Below are 13,256 nucleotides of genomic sequence, written 5' to 3' on the forward strand. Positions count from 1 at the left end.
CTCCGGTCAACCGTTGTCGGTCGTTCCAGATGACGTCCGACAAGTCGGCACTTACGTCTATGCCCTCGCCGATACGCTCAAGGGCGCGCTCGGCAACGTCGCGCGTGATGTCGAGGCCCTGACGACCGGAAGTTGGACTGGTGTCGCATCCACCGGGTTCAGCACCGGCTGGAATGAGATCAACACGGGCGGCGAGCAGATCATCGACGCACTGACGGGACTCGCCGAGAAACTCGGCGTCACGGCTGACACATACCAGCACCGCGACCAGTCCAATGCCGACGCGTTGTCGGCGTCCAGCCTCAACCTGCCACCAGTGCAATGACCGACCAATTCACTGTCGACCTTCAAGAGCTCGAGCAGATCATAGCTCGGCTGTCCGGTCTCGCTGGTTTCATCGCCGAACATCTCGATGAAATCGACGACAAGATAGCAACCCTGCGTGGTACCGGATGGGAAGGAGTTGCCGCACAGGCATATTCGGAGGCCCATGAGCAGTGGATCGAGGGAGCACGGGAATTCACTGACGGCATCCGAGACATGAGTGATGCTGCCAAATCCGCGCACACTGCGTACACCGAGGCCGCGGACACCAACACCAAGATGATGCGGAGTGGGTCCTAGATGGGGATCGACGTCGATCCACAGACTTACTACGACGCCGCCACGAAATGCGCGAAGGTGAACAGCGCACTGCTCACCGCGTTTTCGAAGCTGTGGAATGGCCTGCAAACCACCGGTCAGATGGCAGGCAACTATGACAAGGTCGTTCATTGGTCCTCGAGCTACGACGAAAACACGACGGACCTGCTCAGTACCTGCGCCACACTGTCCAATGCGCTCGCAAACTTCTCGAATATTCTGAACGTCGCGGGAAGCAACTGGGCCCAGTCGAACTGGAACGCCAACCCCGATCCGGCGAAAGGGGCGGCACCCACTCCGCCATTTCATGTTCCGCAGGGCGTGACGTTCCAGAATGACATCGAACCACCGCCATCGTCATTCGGCGGATCTGCCCAAGGCCTCGACACCAGCGTTCCCGGATTGCTAACGCAGATCGGTTACACGGTGCCCAATGGCGACCGTGATCGCTTGAGCTCCGCCGCAGACACGTGGAAGGCGTTCGCCGACTCGGCAGCGGTAAAGAACGCAGCTGCAGATATCAAAGCGATCATTGCAGATTTCCACGGAGCGCAGACCAAAGCACCTGACCTCGCCGATGTCGAAGCACACCTCACCACGCTCTCCAACGGTGCAGCAGCAGTCGCATCGGTATCGCTATCGCTGTCCGGATCGGTGAGCGACCACCACACGAATCTGGTGGCATTTCGGTCGGATCTGGATACACACGTCAACAGCCTGATGAACGACCTGTTCTGGATCGCGCTCGGGACGGTGGCAACGATCGCCCTGACCGAGATCTTGACGGTGGGCCTGGCCACACTCGGCCCCGCCGAAGCCGAGGCCGCTGCGGGCACCGCAGCCGGGGCAGCCGCAGTTACTGCCGCTGCCACCCGGATTCGCAAGCTCTGGGAAGTCTGTCGCCTTTTCCAGGTGCTGGAGGCCGGTGTCGGCGTAGCGGCTGCGGTGAACGCCGCTTCCCCACTGGATATCCAGAAGTCGCTCCAGGAAATTGCGGCATTGGTTGCCACGGGTGTAGCCGGTGTGTTCGTCGCGGAGATGGCGAAAGGCGGCAAACAGCGCGTCGCCGATACTGGGATCGAGAACGAAATGCGTGATCTGATGAGCAAGGAGCGACTGACCGAATGTGAGGCTCTTGCCAAGCTTCATGACGCGGCCAGCGGAGACGGCAAACGGTTGCAACGCATCAAGAAGACGCAGAAGCAGTACGACTGCCGCCATTCGAGCGGCGGCGGAGGCCGATAGCGCGATGATTCTCGTGAGGAGCGGTTGTGGATGGTGACGAACCACAGGAGGTGTCGCTGACTTCGGCGCTGGCGTCCGGTGAGTCCGGGTTGCAGTTCAATGCGTTGATCGAGGCGATCAAGGTGGGCGACGGGGCCCGGATTCCGGAGATTCTGCCGCTGTTGCGGACCGGCGACGAGGGGGTGCGCGGCGAGGCGGTTCGCGCGATCGGATTTCTGGGTGTGGGCCAGGCTTCCACAGTTGGTCCACTGATCGAGTCGATGCTGGCCGATCCAGAGGAAATGGTGCGGTCCGAGGCCGCCGAAGCCTTCTGCACAGTACATTACGAGCCCGCCGCCGATCGGCTCGCCGGGATGTTGCGGACCGACGAATCGTGGCTGGTTCGTGCATCGGTCGCCGAGGCGCTGGGGAACTACCCTGGGCACGGAGTGCAGGAACTACTCGATTGTGTGCGTGACGACGATGAATACGTACCGGTTCGCCGGTATGCCATCGACTCGCTGGTGCGGTCGGATGAGTCCCTTGCACGGGCCAGAACCCCGGCTTTGGTCGAAGATTTCGGCGACGATCCCGATTTCGGCCGCGATGTACGCATGACCGCGTATCGATTCGGCGACCGCGACCAAATCCAAATCGTCGCCGATGAGGTCGGTGCCCTGGATGAGACAGAATGCAGCCTGCTGCTCAACAACCTCGGAAAGCTCGTCGACCCGCCGATCCCAGCGTCCCTACAGGCAGACCTCCCTCTCATCGACGACATCCTGTCGGTCATCGCGCTGCGCTGGCCGCTGCAACGCCCCCACGTCACGAATGTCCGCACCAGACTTCAGCTCACCGACTCCAGCGAGTAGCAGCTAGCACTGCCGCACGAGGCGGGGTCACAACCGCCGTAGCTGACTTCGCCCGCTATCAGCCAGGTGTCGCTGCCGGTTGGCGAAACTGTTGCCGGTGAGGCTGGTCACCAGGAACCGCTCGGTGTGGAGGAAGGCCAGGAGCGCAGGTGGTCGTCACGCACGCCGATATCGGTACTCGCCGCCTTGATCCCGGCGAAACCGGTTGACCGGCTGAATGTCTCGGCGATGTGCAGACGACCGCCGACCTCGGCGAAACGTGCCTTGATACTGGCGGTGCTCAGGTGACGTGCGGTGACGATCACCGTCAATCAACTTTCACCAGGTTTATCGTGTCGAAGCGACCGGACTATCCGGTCGCGGAGACGGATGGGCCGGTGGGGGTGAAGACGAAGGTCAGTTCGGTGCGGCGGGCTATTTCCAGTTTGCGGTAGACGCGGGTGAGGTGTTGTTCGACGGTGCTGGTGGTGATGTCGAGGGTGGCGGCGATGTCGCGGTTGCGTTTGCCGTGGGCGGCTAGTTCGGCTACTCGGCGTTCGGCGGGGCTGAGGGTGTCGAGGGCGTTGGGGTGGGGGCGTAGGCGGGGACTGGGCCGTGGGCGTTGTGCGCGGTCGCCGAGGAGGTCGCGCAGGAGAGTGTCGGCCCCGCAGGACTCGGCTAGCCGGATCGCCTCGCGGATGAGCACCCGAGCCTTGTCGTGATCGCCGACGGCACGGTGAGCGGCGCCGAGTTCGCCTAGAGCCGTGGCCAATTCGAGGTCGCAGCCGCCGGATCGGGCGATCGCGGTGGCCGCGCGGAGTAATCGGACGCGCTGGTAACGGTCGGCGGTGGCGGCGAGCATGCGCAGCGATACGCCGCCGGTGCGATGCTGGCTCGCGGCGCCGAGCAGATCGAGATGACGGTTGGCCACGGCACGCGCGTGCCCGTGCTCGCCGAGCGCGAGATGGGCGGCGGCGACGTCGTTGCGCCACGCGACCAGCCAGGGAAAGTCCATCTGCCAGCGGCGCATCAGGTGCCCGCAGCGGCGGAAGGTGCGCAGCGCCTCGTCGGCGTTGTCGACGGCGAGGTAGTGGTGGCCGCGCGCGTGCAGGTAGGGCAGGCCGAAGCGGGACTCGAACAGGGCGCGGGGCACCGGTCTTCGGAGTTGCGCCTCGGCGCCTGCATGCTTGCCCGCCAGCGTGAGCGCGCGCACCAGCGCCGCGATCGGCGTCCCGATCCAGACCCCGAGCTGTTCGGCCGGAACATGATTCAACGCGAACACCGCGTCCTCGGCCGCGGCCCGCGCATTGCCCTTGCGCAGCATGGTTTCCGCGCGCAAGCCGGTGAAGATCGACTGCCAGGTCGGGGCCCGCCGCGCCTCCGCCTCGGCCAGCAACGAGTCGCACCAGGCCGCCGCGACATCGAGCTGATCGGTGTAGATCAGGCAATGCACCGCTGCCGCAAGCGTTTCCACGGTGCCCGGCGCGAGCCGATGGCCGGTGAGCAAACGCTGTGCCAGAGTGACGGTCTCGGCTTGCGGCCACCCGGTGAACAGGCTGGTCAGCAGCTCCGCGCCGAGCAGATGCGGGGACAGCTGCATCGCCACCGCCGAATGCCGCCGCGCGCGGGCGGTCAGCAGTCGCGGATGCCGTTGCGCGTGCGGCGGATGCGCGGACCGCAGCCACGCACACAGGAAGTCGACCTTCGGCGCGACCTCGTCGAGCGAACCGCAATCCAGTTGTCCGAGCGCCTGATCCGCGTGCTGGGTCTGACCGTGCCAGAGCAGGAACATGACGACGGCGGGCAGGCCCGAGGCAGGCACCCGGCCGGCCCGGACGGCCGCGCGCATCCGCGTGTAGTTCCGGGTCCGATTCGACGGACTGCTCCGCCATTCGGCCCGCACCAGCCGGATCGCGATGGTGGCGCGATCCGCCGGGTCACGCGTCGCCCGATAGGCCAGCTCCAGCCGAGCTACCGCGCGGTCGATCTGATCGTTCGCCAACGCCTCAGCCGCGGCGGTGAGCAGCACCACCGCAGCCCACGAATGGTCGGCGGCCCCGGCCGCAACCAACTGGTCGGCCACCGCGGACGGCGGAAACCCCTTGTCGTGTAACAGATTCGCCGCCCGCGCGTGCAGTTCCCGGCGAACCTGCGCCGGAGTGTCGCGCAGGATCCGTTCGGCGAGGTCGACATCGTCGAAGAGCGCCCGCACGGATGCCCCGGCGGCGAGCTGCCGGACGGCCGCGCGCACCACCGCCTCGTCGGCATCGAGCAGTTCCGCGACCAGGCCGACCGTGCTCGCGCCGCCGAGCACGGCCATCGCCTGGCCGACCCCGGATCGATGGAGCGTCGACCACTTCTCACCCTGTGACGAGATCTGCTGGTGCATAACCTGAGCCCCCTTCATCGACGAGGTGTACCCGACTGTGACGGGCACCATCGAAGGGGTGCGCTGTAGATGCGGCGTCGTCGCAGCAGGGGCGTATCCGGTTGCCCCATTGATCCAGCCGGTGCCCATAGCGTAGGTCGCCGACTGCGGCCTGTCATCGGATCCAGGTAACAAGATCGCCGCGACGATTCCGACACCGACGACGGAATGCGAGTTACATCAACGACTTTCGCACCGCACCACCCGCGCCCACCGTGGCGACCGCCGCCGACTGCGGGTGATAGGCGAGACAGGCGGCCGCGGCATCGTCGGCGGCCAGGAACAGCACCGAGTCGGCGGTCTCGAGCACACCGGATTCGCGCGCGTTCAGATACGCGTGCACCGGCGCGGCCGTGTACGGATCGCCGACCGCGGGTGCGACACCGACCACCGATTCCGTTCGGAACCGCAAGGTTTCGGCCAGCCGGGCCGCGAATCCCACGGTCGGCGCCGGCGCGAGCAACACCGCGTGCCCCTCGGCGAAATCATCCTCGTCCAGGCCCTCGTCCGCCACGCAGGCCCGGACGGCGGCGGCCGCGAGCTCGATCGGATCCTCCGCGCGGTGCTGAACGCGCATGGCCGAGCGGCCGTTCGGGCCCGCCGCACCCAGGTCTACCCAGGCCGAAGGGTCGGCCGGTCCGGCAGTCTCGCGAGTATGCAGCGGGCAGAAGCCCCCAGCCGTGGGCGACCCACCGAGCAGCAACGCGGCCGCCCCAGGCGTGTACGGGAACCCCGCGACGTAGCGCTCGGTGGACGGATGGGTGTCCCCGGCCACGACCAGCGCGTACTCCACGTCACCGGTGGCCAGGAAGCAGTCCGCGGTATTGATGGCGTGCAACAGACCGGTGGCGCCGTGCATCAGGTCGAAGGAGAACGCGGGCACCCGGCCGGGCTGGTATTCCAGGCCGAGACCGATCCGTTTCTGGATCAGCGCGGACACCGCCGGCTCGGAAATGTTGTAATCGCGGAAGACACCGACATTGATCAACATGCCGACCTCGTCCACGGAAACATCCGAACCGGCCAGGCAGCTGCGCACCGCACGCGCGGCCAGCTCGAAATAGCTGCCGGTGTCGAGATCGGTGTTGGTCGCGGCCGCGACAATCGTAGTACCCATAACTCACGCCTCCAGACGCGAAATAGTCGCGGCCAGATGACCGGAGACGAGCCCGGAAGCCGCGGGAATCATCAGGATCTTCGATCCTTGGGGAATCTTCTGCTGCGCGAGATGCTCGTGCAGCACCAGGAAATGCGAGGTCGACGCCGTATTGCCGAAGTCGCGCAACACATTCAAGGCCTGCGGCATCGGGGTGCCGAAATGCTGCTCGGTCAGGTGCCCGAGGTAGTCGATGACCGGCGCGCTGAACTGGTGGTGGATCCAGTAGTCGAATTTCTCGCCCGCCCAGGTGCGCCCGGTCTCCTGCAAGAACGTGTCGATGCGGTGGATCGCCTGCATATACCGGCCCTCGTTCTGCATGGCCCGGTTGTCGGTGTAGAGCGCGATCCCGGACGCCTGGTCGCTCGGCATACCGAGGCAGTGCTCGGCCCCTTCGGCGGCGGTCAGCAATTCGACGTAATGGATTTCGTCGTGGTCGTCGCCGCGATCGTCGAGCACCACGGCCACCGCCGCGTCGCCGACGGTCAGCGCCGCGAATTGCGGATCGTACGGTTTGCTGATCTCCCGCACCGCGGTCTCCGCGATCGGCGTGATCTGTTCGCCGCTCACCACCAGACCGTTGCGCACTACTCCAGCCTTGATCATCCGGTCCAGCACCAGCACCCCGGTCAGCATCCCCGCGCACGCGTTCGACACATCGAAATGCCGGGCCGCGGTCGCGCCGATCGCATTGCCGAGCATCAGCGCGAACGCCGGTGCGTAGCAAAAGATTTCCTTACCCCGGGTGCGGGTGATGGATGCCGAGATGACGATGTCGAGCTCGTCCGCGGCGTAGTCGGAATGGCTCAGGCAATCGTCGATGGCTCGCAGCGCCAATTCGAACGACGATTCATAGCGGTCCGGATGCGCGTCGTAGACCCGCCGATTCCGGATCCCCGTTATCCGTTCCAGATCCAGCGACCTCGGCACCGCCAGACTGTCGATCAATTCCTCGGTGGAACGGATGGTTTCCGGCGTGTACGAGCCGATCGACTCGAAACGCGTGCGCTGCATAACCCCTGCCTCCTGCAGATCAGTCGAGGACGAACATGGTGTACGGCGACCGCGCCTATGGCTCGACCATGGACGCGCTCACCTCGCACAACCGCTGCCCGAGCGCGTCGTCCTGTGCACGACGCGACGGAATCTTGATGCGGTTCTTCTGGAAATAGGTGCCGGTGACCCCGGCGATCTCCGGGTCGGTCGCGAGATAACTCAGCGCCCGCCCGCCTTCCTCGACGGGAATCATGAACAGCCGCTTGGCCAGTGCGATCAGCGGCTGCCCGTACCACGGCAGGGAATCCCAGATCCCGCTTTCCACCGCGCCGGGATGAAAGGCGTTGACCGTCACGCCGGTGCCCTCGACCCGGCGCGCCAATGCCCTGGCGTACAGGATATTTGCCAACTTCGATCGGCTATAGGCCTTTTCGCCCGAGTACCCATGCTCGAAGCCGAGGTCATCGAAGTCCAGGGTGGCGCCGAAATGCAGTACCGACGCCGTGAACAGGATCCGCGAGGGCGCGCTGCGCACCAGCAGGTCGATGAGTAGTTCGGTGAGCAGGAAGCCGCCGAGGTGATTGACGCCGAACGTGGCCTCGATGCCGTCCGCGGTCTCGGTGCGCTGCTTGTGATAACCGCCCGCATTGTTGGCCAGCACATCCAGCCGGTCATATTGCGCCAGCACATTTTTGGCGAGCTGACGGATGGCAACCTGCGAAGCGAAGTCACATTCGAAGGTGTCCACGCCGCCCGCCCCGGCCGCCCGCACCGCGGACGCCGCATCGGCCAGTTTGCGCGGATTCCGTCCGACGAGAACCAGCCGATCACCTCCTGCGGCGCACTGTCGTGCCGCTGCGAGACCGATACCCGACGTCGCCCCCGTGATCAGGATCGTTTTCATAGCCGATCACCCTGCCACACGTTTTCGGCGGGCCGTCGGCATCAATCGGCTGCCATCGCGACCTGAAACATGCTGCGCAGGAACAGCATTTATCGAAAAGCGCAGGTCCGGCCCGGCCGCGCCGGCGCACCACTCCCTACCCGCCGCCACCGCGAGCATCGTCGCGGGGCAACGGGTAGGGGGTTATAGGGGTATCCCCCGCGTGGTCGTCGTCGACCACGCAGAGCCGATCAACCGATTCCGAGCGCCCGGCCGATTCCGCTGATGAGCGCATACGCCCCGCCGATGACGATCAGTGGCGAGAGGATGGCCAGCCAGACGAGCGCGCCTTCGGGATTATTCACGTCCATTGCAGTCTCCTAACAGTGATCCAATCCGGTCAGATGTCTTATCGGATTTAATTTGCTAGATGTTACCCAGCAATCAGGAGAGCAGCTCACGGCCGGTAGCCGCGCGATTTGTGTCCGGCGGTCTCACTCTCGGCGCACGTACCCCAGCAGCCGCTGCAGCACGACCACCACGAGCAGGAAAGCACCGCTGACCACCGACTGATAGTTGCTGTCCAGGGTGCCGATTTCATTGATGATGTCCTGGATGACGTTGCGCAACAGGACGCCGAAGATGGTGCCGATCACCGTGCCGACCCCGCCGGTGAGCAGCGTTCCCCCGATCACCACCGCGGCGATCGCGTCCAGCTCGGTGCCCACGCCGATCACGGTGACCCCGGATTCCAGATAGGCCGCGGTCATCGCGCCGGCGAAGCCGGCAAGTAGCCCGCTGAGCGTATAAACCATGATTTTCGTGCGGATCACCGGCAGGCCCATAAGCACGGCGGACCGTTCGGACCCGCCGGTCGCGAAAACAACCTGACCGAACGCCGTCCGGCGCAACAGCACCGCACCGGCCGCGAACAGGATCAGCGTGAGATAGACCGGGTAACCGATGCCGAACAGCGTCCCCCGGCCGATCTCCAGAAACGCCTGCCCACGCTCGATCTTGTACGTGGTCGCGCCCTCGTCAGTGATGGCAAGCAACAGCCCGCGGGCAAAGAGCAAGGTAGCCAGGGTAACGATGAACGGCGCCATCCCGGTCCGCGCCACCAGCAGGCCGTTGATCATCCCGATCAGGCCGCACACCGCGAGCGGCAACAGCAGCGCAGCCACGAACCCCCACTGCGACCCGTACGCGGCCAGCACCCCGCCGAGCGCATACACCGACCCGGCCGACAGGTCGATACCCCCGGAGATGATCACGAAGGTCATCCCGAGTGCGATCACCGCGAGGAACGAACTCTGCATCGCCAGATCGCGCATATTGGTCACGCTGCCGAAATGCGGCAACGTCACCCAGGCGACTCCGGCCACCACGACGAAAACCACCGCGGCGGGCTGCTTCTGCAAAAATTCGAGCAGCAGCCGCGCGCTCATCGGCTGTTCCGCTCGCGCGCGACATACACGGCCGCGACGATGATGACCGCCTGCACCATCTGCGCGGTCGAGGACGGCAGATCATGCTTGATGAGCGTGGCCAGCACCAATTGCATGAGCAGCGCACCGGCCACGGTGCCGACCACCCGGACCTTGCCGCCGGTCAATGGCGTGCCGCCGACAACGACCGCGGTGATGGCCGAAAGTTCCATGAGCAGGCCGATATCGGCCGGATCGCTGGCGTGCAGCCGGGCGGTGGCCAGCACCCCGGCCAGCCCGGCGAACACGCCGCAGATCGCATAGACGGTGACGAGCACCCGCCGGACCGGCAGCCCCGCCAGCTCGCTCGCGGATCGGTTGCCGCCGATCGCCACCAGCTGGCGGCCGAATGTCGTGCGGCGAATGAGTATTCCGGTGCCGACCGCGAGCACTGCCGCGATCAGCACGCTGATCGGCACGCCGAGGAGATCACCGGAGCCGAGGGTGAGGAAGGACGCGTTCTTGATGTCGACGAGCTGCCCGTTCGCGATCACCAGCGCCAGTCCACGCCCACCGACCAGCAATGCCAACGTGGCAATGATGGGTTGAATACCGATGCGCGCCACCAGAATTCCGTTGAACACCCCTGCCGCCAGGCCGATCAGCAGCGCCACCAGCACCGCCGCCGCGGGCCCGTAGCCGAGGTATTGCGGGATCATGGCGGCGGCCAGCGCCATCACCGCGCCGACGGACAGGTCGATGCCCTCGGTCCCGATCACCAGCGCCATGCCGAGCGCGACGATGATCACCGGGGCGGCCTGCAGCAGCTGGGTGCGTAAGTTGGTGAGCGTCAAGAAGTTCGACGTGGCCACCAGATTGAACAAGATCAGCCCGCCGAGGGCGGCATACACGCCGTAGGCCTGTAACCAAACCGTGGCCCGGCCCCGCCAGGCGGGCGGCCGCCGGACCGCCACCTGCTCAATCATGGGTCGCCCCTTCGTCTTCGACGGTATCCGGCGCCTCGGCGAGCGCGGCCAGCACGTTGGCCTCGGTGAGCTGATCGCCGACGAGTTCGCCGACGGTCGCGCCGTCACGCAGGATGAGCAGCCGGTCGGCGCCGTCGAGCAACTCCTCCAACTCCGAGGAGATGAGCACGACGGCCAGCCCCGCGTCGGCGAGCTCATCGATCAGCGCCTGCACCTCGAGCTTGGCGCCGACATCGATGCCGCGGGTCGGCTCGTCCAGCAGTAACAGCTTGGGCTGCAAGCACAACCAGCGCGCCAGCATCACCTTCTGCTGATTGCCACCCGAGAGTTCGGACACCTTCTGCTCCGGCCCGGCCACCTTGATCCGCAACCGGGTGATGAACGTGTCGACGATCCGATCCTGCTGCGCACGGCTCACCAGTCCGAACCGGGACAGCCGCGGCAACGCCGCCAGCACGATGTTCTCCCGGACCGAGAGTTCCGGGATGATCCCGTCCGCCCGGCGGTCCTCGGCCAGCATGGCGATCCCGGCCGCGATCGCCGCGGGCGTGCTGCCGGATCGAACGGTCTGCCCGCCGACGACGACCGTGCCGCGATCCAACCGCAGCGCACCGAAAACGGCCCGCGCCGTCTCGCTGCGTCCAGAGCCCAAAAGCCCGGCCAGACCGACGATCTCACCCGCCCGCGCGGACACCGACACACCGGCCAGCCGATGCCTGCTGACCAGATCCTCGGCGCGCAGCACCTGCTCGGCCGCGGCATGCCGATCGTCGGCGAAGTTGGTCGCGCCATGCGCCTTGATCTCGCCGATATCGCGGCCGAGCATCATGGCGATCAGCGGCAGCCGCTCGAGTTCGGCCAGCGGCCCGGTGTGCACCAGCTTGCCGTCGCGTAAAACAGTGACCCGGTTGCAGATTCGGTAGAGCTCATCGAGTCGGTGGCTCACGTAGACCACCGCGATCTCGCGTTCGTGCAGGCGCTCGATCACCGCGAACAGCGTCTCCACCTCGCGCGGTTCCAGCGCCGAGGTCGGCTCATCCATGATGACCACCCGCGCGTCGATCGACACCGCGCGGGCCAGCGCGACCATCTGCTGCGCGCCGACCCCGAGGCTGCGCAGCGGCCGGCGGACGTCGTCGGCGATGCCGTATCCGGCGAGCAGCTCGGCCGCCATCCGGTACATCCGCCGTTGGTCGATGAGCCCCAACCGATTTCGCGGTTCGCGCCCCAGGAAGACGTTGTGCGCGATGCTCATCATCGGGATGAGATCGACCTCTTGGTAGATGGTGGAGATGCCCGCTCGTTGCGCGTGCAGCGGGGTCGGGAACACGGCGGGTTCGCCGCGATAGCGCAGCTCGCCGCCGTCGAGCTGATAGACGCCGGTCAACGCCTTGATCAGGGTGGATTTGCCCGCGCCGTTCTCTCCGACCAGCGCATGCACCTCACCCGGGCGCAGGGTGAAGGACACGCCGTCGAGCGCGCGAGTGCCGCCGAACTCTTTGCGCGCCTCGACGACCTCGAGGACCGGTTCGATCATCGGAACCTGCTTGCCGGCGCGATCAATACGAGTTGGCCGCCTTCGCGGCGGCATTCGTCTCGTCGTACTCGTCATCGGAGATGATCACCGTCGCGGGGATGGCGGCGCCGTCCTGGAACTGCTGCAACGTCTGGAACGCCAGCGGCCCGAAGCGCGGATTCGACTCGATGACCGCGTTGTACGAACCGTCGACGATGAGCTGCACCGCATTGTGCGTGCCGTCCACCGAGACGATCTTGATGTCGGTTCCGGGCTTCTTGCCCGCGCCCTTGATCGCGTTGACCGCGCCGATGCCCATCTCGTCGTTCTCGGCGTAGACGGCGGTGATGTCCGGGTGGCTCTGCAACAGCTGCTCCATCACCGACAGGCCCTTGGACCGGTCGAAGTCGCCGGTCTGCTCGGCGACGATGGTCAGGCCGGGCGTGCCGGCCAGCCGGTCCTTGAAACCCTTGGTCCGGTCGGTGGTCACGTTGTTGCCGGACGAGCCGAGCAGGATCGCGATCTTGCCCTGGCCGCCGGTGACCCGGATCATCTGATCGGCCGCGCGCTTGCCCTGCTCGACGAAGTCGGAGCCGATGAAAGTCAGGTAGTCCGTGCAGGGTTGGGAGGTGACCTTGCGGTCCACGGTGATGACCGGCACCCGCTTGGCCTTGGCCGCGTCCAGCGCCGGTTGCAGGCCGTCGGAGTTCAGCGGGGCCACGATCAGCGCCTGCACGCCCTGGTCGAGCAGCGACTTGATATCGCTGATCTGCTTGTTCAGATCGCTCTGGGCGTTGGTGACGAGCAGGTTGCCGGACGGAATGCCCAGCGCGGCAGCCTGTTCCTTGATCGACGCGGTCTCGGTGATCCGGAACGGGTTGGCCTCCTTCTCCGATTGGGAGAAGCCGATTTTCGCCGTCTTCGGGTCGATCTTCGGATAGCCGGTCTGGGCGAGAGTGCAGGTCGACTGCCCGCTCGGCTGGGTCGCGGCCGCGGAGGCCGCGGGACCGGCCCCGGTCGGCGCGGACGAATCCGTCTCGGATTTCGCACATCCGGACAGGGTGAGGCCAACCGCGGTGGTGATCGCGACGACGATCGCATGGGTCTTGGTGACGGGCATCGGTAACTCCTTCAGGGCACCCCGTCG

The 13,256-nt window shown here is 65.9% G+C and carries 13 protein-coding genes; 4 read left to right on the forward strand and 9 right to left on the reverse strand.

The genetic code is table 11. The features are described from left to right. The first annotated feature begins 13 nt into the window (after window positions 1-13). The 4 genes from F3087_RS34335 to F3087_RS34350 are packed head-to-tail and all read left to right on the forward strand — an operon-like array spanning window position 14 to window position 2,738. On the forward strand, window positions 14-325 hold the full coding sequence (locus F3087_RS34335) for a WXG100 family type VII secretion target (RefSeq protein WP_150406278.1): 312 nt from the start codon (window positions 14-16) through the stop codon (window positions 323-325). Continuing rightward, complete coding sequence (locus tag F3087_RS34340; RefSeq protein ID WP_150406279.1) at window positions 322-624, forward strand: WXG100 family type VII secretion target; 303 nt, start codon at window positions 322-324, stop codon at window positions 622-624. The genes F3087_RS34335 and F3087_RS34340 overlap by 4 nt, the downstream gene beginning before the upstream one ends. Next, complete coding sequence (locus tag F3087_RS34345) at window positions 625-1,887, forward strand: polymorphic toxin type 34 domain-containing protein (RefSeq protein ID WP_150406280.1); 1,263 nt, start codon at window positions 625-627, stop codon at window positions 1,885-1,887. A 26-nt stretch (window positions 1,888-1,913) separates the two neighbouring features. Further along, entirely contained in the window at window positions 1,914-2,738 is an 825-nt protein-coding gene (locus F3087_RS34350) for a HEAT repeat domain-containing protein (RefSeq protein WP_150406281.1), read from the forward strand. 107 nt (window positions 2,739-2,845) lie between these two features. Here the strand turns inward: F3087_RS34350 and F3087_RS34355 are convergent, their stop codons facing one another. The 9 genes from F3087_RS34355 to F3087_RS34395 form a co-directional block, all read right to left on the reverse strand. Then, on the reverse strand, window positions 2,846-3,049 hold the full coding sequence (locus F3087_RS34355) for a YceI family protein (protein ID WP_191094285.1): 204 nt from the start codon (window positions 3,047-3,049) through the stop codon (window positions 2,846-2,848). Between the two features lie 38 nt (window positions 3,050-3,087). Next, a complete protein-coding gene (locus tag F3087_RS34360; RefSeq protein ID WP_150406282.1) occupies window positions 3,088-5,106 on the reverse strand; it encodes a helix-turn-helix domain-containing protein in 2,019 nt (672 codons plus the stop codon). Between the two features lie 214 nt (window positions 5,107-5,320). Beyond that, on the reverse strand, window positions 5,321-6,262 hold the full coding sequence (locus tag F3087_RS34365) for a beta-ketoacyl-[acyl-carrier-protein] synthase family protein (protein WP_150406283.1): 942 nt from the start codon (window positions 6,260-6,262) through the stop codon (window positions 5,321-5,323). A gap of 3 nt (window positions 6,263-6,265) precedes the next feature. Continuing rightward, on the reverse strand, window positions 6,266-7,315 hold the full coding sequence (locus F3087_RS34370) for a 3-oxoacyl-ACP synthase III family protein (protein WP_150406284.1): 1,050 nt from the start codon (window positions 7,313-7,315) through the stop codon (window positions 6,266-6,268). 55 nt (window positions 7,316-7,370) lie between these two features. Beyond that, the gene (locus F3087_RS34375) at window positions 7,371-8,201 is read right to left on the reverse strand and encodes an SDR family NAD(P)-dependent oxidoreductase (RefSeq protein ID WP_150406285.1); all 831 of its coding nucleotides are present in this window, start codon (window positions 8,199-8,201) and stop codon (window positions 7,371-7,373) included. 473 nt (window positions 8,202-8,674) lie between these two features. Continuing rightward, window positions 8,675-9,628 carry an ABC transporter permease gene (locus tag F3087_RS34380; RefSeq protein ID WP_150406286.1) on the reverse strand — a complete coding sequence of 318 codons (954 nt, stop codon included), beginning with the start codon at window positions 9,626-9,628 and terminating at the stop codon, window positions 8,675-8,677. Beyond that, window positions 9,625-10,593 (reverse strand): ABC transporter permease, encoded by a 969-nt coding sequence (locus F3087_RS34385; RefSeq protein WP_150406287.1) that lies wholly within the window; start codon window positions 10,591-10,593, stop codon window positions 9,625-9,627. Before F3087_RS34385 ends, F3087_RS34380 begins: the two co-directional genes overlap by 4 nt. Beyond that, window positions 10,586-12,130, reverse strand: a complete 1,545-nt coding sequence (locus tag F3087_RS34390) for a sugar ABC transporter ATP-binding protein (protein WP_150406288.1) — start codon at window positions 12,128-12,130, stop codon at window positions 10,586-10,588. The genes F3087_RS34385 and F3087_RS34390 overlap by 8 nt, the downstream gene beginning before the upstream one ends. Window positions 12,131-12,152: 22 nt before the next feature. Next, the gene (locus tag F3087_RS34395) at window positions 12,153-13,229 is read right to left on the reverse strand and encodes an ABC transporter substrate-binding protein (protein WP_150406289.1); all 1,077 of its coding nucleotides are present in this window, start codon (window positions 13,227-13,229) and stop codon (window positions 12,153-12,155) included. Window positions 13,230-13,256 lie beyond the last annotated feature (27 nt).

The organism is Nocardia colli, from assembly GCF_008704205.1.
In the GTDB taxonomy this organism is placed as follows: domain Bacteria; phylum Actinomycetota; class Actinomycetes; order Mycobacteriales; family Mycobacteriaceae; genus Nocardia; species Nocardia colli.

Coding starts and splice junctions, on each gene's coding strand:
- F3087_RS34370 (WP_150406284.1), bottom strand. CDS start 7,315: ATGCAGCGCACGCGTTTCGAGTCGATCGGCTCGTACACGCCGGAAACC.
- F3087_RS34365 (WP_150406283.1), bottom strand. CDS start 6,262: ATGGGTACTACGATTGTCGCGGCCGCGACCAACACCGATCTCGACACC.
- F3087_RS34340 (WP_150406279.1), top strand. CDS start 322: ATGACCGACCAATTCACTGTCGACCTTCAAGAGCTCGAGCAGATCATA.
- F3087_RS34375 (WP_150406285.1), bottom strand. CDS start 8,201: ATGAAAACGATCCTGATCACGGGGGCGACGTCGGGTATCGGTCTCGCA.
- F3087_RS34390 (WP_150406288.1), bottom strand. CDS start 12,130: ATGATCGAACCGGTCCTCGAGGTCGTCGAGGCGCGCAAAGAGTTCGGC.
- F3087_RS34395 (WP_150406289.1), bottom strand. CDS start 13,229: ATGCCCGTCACCAAGACCCATGCGATCGTCGTCGCGATCACCACCGCG.
- F3087_RS34345 (WP_150406280.1), top strand. CDS start 625: ATGGGGATCGACGTCGATCCACAGACTTACTACGACGCCGCCACGAAA.
- F3087_RS34380 (WP_150406286.1), bottom strand. CDS start 9,628: ATGAGCGCGCGGCTGCTGCTCGAATTTTTGCAGAAGCAGCCCGCCGCG.
- F3087_RS34385 (WP_150406287.1), bottom strand. CDS start 10,593: ATGATTGAGCAGGTGGCGGTCCGGCGGCCGCCCGCCTGGCGGGGCCGG.
- F3087_RS34360 (WP_150406282.1), bottom strand. CDS start 5,106: ATGCACCAGCAGATCTCGTCACAGGGTGAGAAGTGGTCGACGCTCCAT.